Below are 5,552 nucleotides of genomic sequence, written 5' to 3'. Positions count from 1 at the left end.
GTTCTTTGACAATTTGGATATGAAGGAAGGGAAGCGTAGGCGGCGTTGGCCTTGCGATCCTCGGCTTAATTGCTGGGGGTTTTAAGGAGTTACGCAGGTACGCTGATCTTTCAGCAAGGATCGATTGGTCTGGATGCTTTTGGTGTTTGGATTGATTGAGCTCTTGTTAATTCAGCGGTTTTTCGCAGAGATGCGGGGGACTGCTTTGAGTGCTTTATAGCGATTGATTATTGGTGCCTGTGATTGGACTTTTTAGTTAAACCTGAGAGTTTGATCCTGGCTCAGAACGAACGCTGGCGGCAGGCTTAACACATGCAAGTCGAACGAACTCTTCGGAGTTAGTGGCAGACGGGTGAGTAACGCGTGGGAACCTACCTTTAGGTACGGAACAACAGTTGGAAACGACTGCTAATACCGTATGTGCCCTATGGGGGAAAGATTTATCGCCTAAGGATGGGCCCGCGTTGGATTAGCTAGTTGGTGGGGTAATGGCCTACCAAGGCGACGATCCATAGCTGGTCTGAGAGGATGATCAGCCACACTGGGACTGAGACACGGCCCAGACTCCTACGGGAGGCAGCAGTGGGGAATATTGGACAATGGGGGCAACCCTGATCCAGCCATGCCGCGTGAGTGATGAAGGCCCTAGGGTTGTAAAGCTCTTTCAGCGAGGAGGATAATGACGTTACTCGCAGAAGAAGCCCCGGCTAACTTCGTGCCAGCAGCCGCGGTAATACGAAGGGGGCTAGCGTTGTTCGGAATCACTGGGCGTAAAGCGCACGTAGGCGGATTGATAAGTTAGGGGTGAAATCCCGGGGCTCAACCTCGGAACTGCCTTTGATACTGTCAGTCTTGAGTCCGAGAGAGGTGAGTGGAACTCCGAGTGTAGAGGTGAAATTCGTAGATATTCGGAAGAACACCAGTGGCGAAGGCGGCTCACTGGCTCGGTACTGACGCTGAGGTGCGAAAGCGTGGGGAGCAAACAGGATTAGATACCCTGGTAGTCCACGCCGTAAACGATGGAAGCTAGCCGTCAGGTAGCATGCTATTTGGTGGCGCAGCTAACGCATTAAGCTTCCCGCCTGGGGAGTACGGTCGCAAGATTAAAACTCAAAGGAATTGACGGGGGCCCGCACAAGCGGTGGAGCATGTGGTTTAATTCGAAGCAACGCGCAGAACCTTACCAGCCCTTGACATTTGGTGTTACATCGGGAGACCGATGGTTCCCTTCGGGGACGCCAGGACAGGTGCTGCATGGCTGTCGTCAGCTCGTGTCGTGAGATGTTGGGTTAAGTCCCGCAACGAGCGCAACCCTCGCCCTTAGTTGCCAGCATTTGGTTGGGCACTCTAGGGGGACTGCCGGTGATAAGCCGAGAGGAAGGTGGGGATGACGTCAAGTCCTCATGGCCCTTACGGGCTGGGCTACACACGTGCTACAATGGCGGTGACAGTGGGCAGCGAACTCGCGAGAGGGAGCTAATCTCCAAAAGCCGTCTCAGTTCGGATTGTTCTCTGCAACTCGAGAGCATGAAGTTGGAATCGCTAGTAATCGCGTAACAGCATGACGCGGTGAATACGTTCCCGGGCCTTGTACACACCGCCCGTCACACCATGGGAGTTGGGTTTACCCGAAGGCAGTGCGCTAACCGTAAGGGGGCAGCTGACCACGGTAGGCTCAGCGACTGGGGTGAAGTCGTAACAAGGTAGCCCTAGGGGAACCTGGGGCTGGATCACCTCCTTTCTAAGGATGACCCTTTTAGGAATTACTTCGGTTTTTCCAATCCGGTCTCTTCAGAACATAGACCCGTCTAGATCAGGACGAGGTCGCTTTAAAACGAGCGGGCTGATGCCGTCTTCGTTTCTCTTTCTTCAAAAAACAAGTTAAGTGGTGACACCACTTGAGCGGGGCCTTTTGGCGCCGTGTTCAGAAATGGGCCGGTAGCTCAGGTGGTTAGAGCGCACGCCTGATAAGCGTGAGGTCGGAGGTTCAAGTCCTCCTCGGCCCACCAAATCTTTGATTTGGTGGTCCTCGGCATTGTTTGGTTTGTGCGTCCTCGCGGCTTTGCCGCTGCGGGCGTCACGGGGAAGCCCACCAATCGGGGCCTACGAGGCGCTTTAAGGTGATCACTTATAGAAGGTGACGTTTGAGTTTGCCTGTTTTGCAAGGGACTTCTGGTCCGGAGCAAGGCGGAGGCAAGCGCGACCGCGCGCCGCGACAGCCCGAGCGTTTAGCGAGGAACAGCGTTGTCGCGTACGAAACAACATGGGGCCATAGCTCAGTTGGGAGAGCGCGTGCTTTGCAAGCATGAGGTCGTCGGTTCGATCCCGTCTGGCTCCACCATTATTCTTGGCGCTACCGCCTGTCGGCTACTTGAGCGCATCTTTGGTTCGCCCTTCGGGCGATGCTGTTGAACGAAGCTTGTTTTTGAAGAAGAAACCGTTTTGCGGTGATCGTGTGGATCATCGCTTGTTCTTGACATCGTTGAAGAGAAGATTTTTTTGATCTCTGTGGATTTGTCCGCAGGGTTCCACGATTAAGTGGAGTGCCAGCTTGACCGCATGGCCATCAGAGAAATCTCGTGAAACTGGTCTTAATTAATCAATGACCGGTCTGTGAGGAAGCCTGTTGGCTCTCGAGTGTAAAAGGTACTCGGGGGGATTGACTGGTGGACTGCAGGCCATTGATGATCGTTTGTGTGACCGGACTTTGGTTTTGGGTGTTAACGCGCTCAAGTAGCCGAAGGCGGTAGCGCACAAAGGGTCATCTTTAAACGTGCGTGAGCACGTTTAAAGATGAGCATTGATAATGAGAGTGATCAAGTGTCTTAAGGGCATTCGGTGGATGCCTTGGCGACAAGAGGCGATGAAGGACGTGATACGCTGCGATAAGTCATGGGGAGCTGCGAATAAGCTTTGATCCGTGAATTTCCGAATGGGGAAACCCACTCCGTATGGAGTATCCCGCAAGGGAAGCAAACCCGGGGAACTGAAACATCTAAGTACCCGGAGGAAAGGACATCAACCGAGACTCCGCTAGTAGTGGCGAGCGAACGCGGACCAGGCCAGTGGTCATATTTTTAGAACCGGAACCGTCTGGAAAGTCGGGCCTTAGTGGGTGACAGCCCCGTACGGGTAGAATGAGATATGATCCTTGAGTAGGGCGGGACACGTGAAATCCTGTCTGAACGTGGGGGGACCACCCTCCAAGCCTAAGTACTCCTTGTCGACCGATAGTGAACAAGTACCGTGAGGGAAAGGTGAAAAGCACCCCGACGAGGGGAGTGAAACAGACCCTGAAACCGGATGCCTACAAACAGTTGGAGGGCGCAAGCCTGACAGCGTACCTTTTGTATAATGGGTCAGCGACTTAATTTAACGAGCAAGCTTAAGCCGATAGGTGTAGGCGCAGCGAAAGCGAGTCTGAATAGGGCGATGAGTTCGTTGGATTAGACCCGAAACCGAGTGATCTAGCCATGGCCAGGTTGAAGGTGCGGTAACACGCACTGGAGGACCGAACCCACGCCTGTTGAAAAAGTCGGGGATGAGCTGTGGCTAGGGGTGAAAGGCCAATCAAACTCGGAAATAGCTGGTTCTCCGCGAAATCTATTTAGGTAGAGCGTCGGATGAATACTCTCGGGGGTAGAGCACTGGATGGGCTATGGGGGCTTACCGCCTTACTGATCCTAACCAAACTCCGAATACCGAGAAGTACTATCCGGCAGACACACAGTGGGTGCTAACGTCCATTGTGGAGAGGGAAACAACCCTGACCGCCAGTTAAGGTCCCTAAGTTATGGCTAAGTGGGAAAGGATGTAGGACTCCCAAAACAACCAGGATGTTGGCTTAGAAGCAGCCATCATTTAAAGAAAGCGTAACAGCTCACTGGTCTAAATAAGGGGTCCCGCGCCGAAAATGTACCGGGGCTCAAGCCATACACCGAAACTGCGGGCACATCTTTGATGTGCGGTAGCGGAGCGTTCTGTAAGTCTGCGAAGGGATACCTGTGAGGGGTCCTGGAGATATCAGAAGTGCGAATGCTGACATGAGTAACGATAAAGCGGGTGAGAGACCCGCTCGCCGAAAGTCCAAGGGTTCCTGCGCAACGCTAATCGGCGCAGGGTTAGCCGGCCCCTAAGGCGAGGCCGAAAGGCGTAGTCGATGGGAATGCAGTTAATATTCTGCAGCTTGCGGGTAGTGACGGATGCCGTGTGTTGTCTTTCCTTATTGGATTGGGAAGGCTTCGAAGGTGTTCCAGGAAATAGCTCCCGCGTATAAACCGTACCCGAAACCGACACAGGTGGACTGGTAGAGCATACCAAGGCGCTTGAGAGAACTATGCTGAAGGAACTCGGCAAAATGCTCCCGTAAGTTCGCGAGAAGGGAGACCTCAGTTCGGGCAACCGGATTGGGGTGGCACAGACCAGGGGGTGGCGACTGTTTATCAAAAACACAGGGCTCTGCGAAGCCGCAAGGCGACGTATAGGGTCTGACGCCTGCCCGGTGCTGGAAGGTTAAGAGGAGGTGTGAGAGCACCGAATTGAAGCCCCAGTAAACGGCGGCCGTAACTATAACGGTCCTAAGGTAGCGAAATTCCTTGTCGGGTAAGTTCCGACCTGCACGAATGGCGTAACGACTTCCCCGCTGTCTCCAGCATAGACTCAGTGAAATTGAATTCCCCGTGAAGATGCGGGGTTCCTGCGGTCAGACGGAAAGACCCCGTGCACCTTTACTACAGCTTCACACTGGTATTCGTGTCGACATGTGTAGGATAGGTGGTAGACGTTGAAGCCTTGGCGCCAGCTGAGGTGGAGTCACCCTTGAAATACCACCCTTGTCGTCATGGATATCTAACCGCGGTACAACAATATCCGGGACCGTGTGTGGCGGGTAGTTTGACTGGGGCGGTCGCCTCCCAAATGGTAACGGAGGCGCGCGAAGGTGGGCTCAGAGCGGTCGGAAATCGCTCGTTGAGTGCAATGGCATAAGCCTGCCTGACTGCGAGACTGACAAGTCGAGCAGAGACGAAAGTCGGCCATAGTGATCCGGTGGTCCCTCGTGGAAGGGCCATCGCTCAACGGATAAAAGGTACGCCGGGGATAACAGGCTGATGATGCCCAAGAGTCCATATCGACGGCATTGTTTGGCACCTCGATGTCGACTCATCACATCCTGGGGCTGGAGCAGGTCCCAAGGGTTTGGCTGTTCGCCAATTAAAGTGGTACGTGAGTTGGGTTCAGAACGTCGCGAGACAGTTCGGTCCCTATCTGCCGTGGGTGTAGGAGAATTGAGAGGATCTGTCCCTAGTACGAGAGGACCGGGATGGACGTACCTCTGGTGGACCTGTTGTGGCGCCAGCCGCATTGCAGGGTAGCTATGTACGGAAGGGATAACCGCTGAAAGCATCTAAGCGGGAAACCCACCTCAAAACCAGTTCTCCCTGAAGAGCCGTGGAAGACCACCACGTCGATAGGAAGCGTGTGGAAGTGTGGCAACACATGAAGCTTAGCTTTACTAATAGCTCGTTCGGCTTGATCGCTCTCATTACTCAATG

At 53.8% G+C, this 5,552-nt stretch carries 2 tRNA genes and 2 rRNA genes; all 4 read left to right on the top strand.

The features are described from left to right. Window positions 1-258 precede the first annotated feature (258 nt). The 4 genes from RBB47_RS30870 to RBB47_RS30855 all read left to right on the top strand — a co-directional run bounded on the left by RBB47_RS30870 (window position 259) and on the right by RBB47_RS30855 (window position 5,537). Window positions 259-1,741: ribosomal RNA gene (locus tag RBB47_RS30870) — 16S ribosomal RNA — on the top strand. A gap of 191 nt (window positions 1,742-1,932) precedes the next feature. Next, window positions 1,933-2,009: transfer RNA gene (locus RBB47_RS30865), tRNA-Ile, on the top strand. Between the two features lie 256 nt (window positions 2,010-2,265). After that, a tRNA-Ala gene (locus RBB47_RS30860) sits at window positions 2,266-2,341 on the top strand. A gap of 473 nt (window positions 2,342-2,814) precedes the next feature. Further along, a 23S ribosomal RNA gene (locus tag RBB47_RS30855) occupies window positions 2,815-5,537 on the top strand. Together the 16S and 23S rRNA genes with 2 tRNA genes alongside form the textbook arrangement of a ribosomal RNA operon. The last annotated feature ends 15 nt before the right edge of the window (window positions 5,538-5,552 follow it).

The sequence above is a fragment of the Roseibium sp. MMSF_3544 genome, assembly GCF_030732845.1.
Taxonomy (GTDB): domain Bacteria; phylum Pseudomonadota; class Alphaproteobacteria; order Rhizobiales; family Stappiaceae; genus Roseibium.
The sequence above is the reverse complement of the archived record's forward strand: the minus strand, read 5'-3'. Positions and strand labels throughout refer to the sequence as shown.